The organism is Pseudomonas sp. SIMBA_067, assembly GCF_046534675.1.
In the GTDB taxonomy this organism is placed as follows: Bacteria; Pseudomonadota; Gammaproteobacteria; order Pseudomonadales; family Pseudomonadaceae; genus Aquipseudomonas; species Aquipseudomonas putida.
This window is the reverse complement of record NZ_JAWRYH010001086.1, coordinates 1-246: the sequence shown is the minus strand read 5'-3', so window position 1 is coordinate 246 and position 246 is coordinate 1. Positions and strand designations below refer to the sequence as shown.

Sequence of the window (246 nt, the reverse complement as noted above, 5' to 3'; positions counted from 1 at the left end):
AGATTTTCTTCACTGAGCTCACAAAATCTTGAGATCTGACGATTACGCCGACTTTTTCTTCAGTTTCCAGAGGGCTTTCGGGGATTGATCAGTGGCCTGCATGCGCCTGCCTTGAGTCGTGTGGGGCTGCTGACATCTAGCGCCGCCCTCACGGCGCTTCGCGGGGCAAACTCGCTCCCACATTTGTTGTAACGTGCCGAACATGACAGGCCTCGAAACTGACCCGCGCCGGAAGTCTTCGTGCAG

Annotated in this window: 1 protein-coding gene; it reads right to left on the bottom strand. The window is 55.7% G+C overall.

Annotation, left to right across the window (positions count from 1 at the left end; all coding sequences use genetic code 11):
* Nucleotides 1-42 precede the first annotated feature (42 nt).
* Nucleotides 43-246: hypothetical protein (locus SB765_RS32610; protein WP_410932891.1), on the bottom strand; the 204-nt coding region annotated here is incomplete at its 5' end.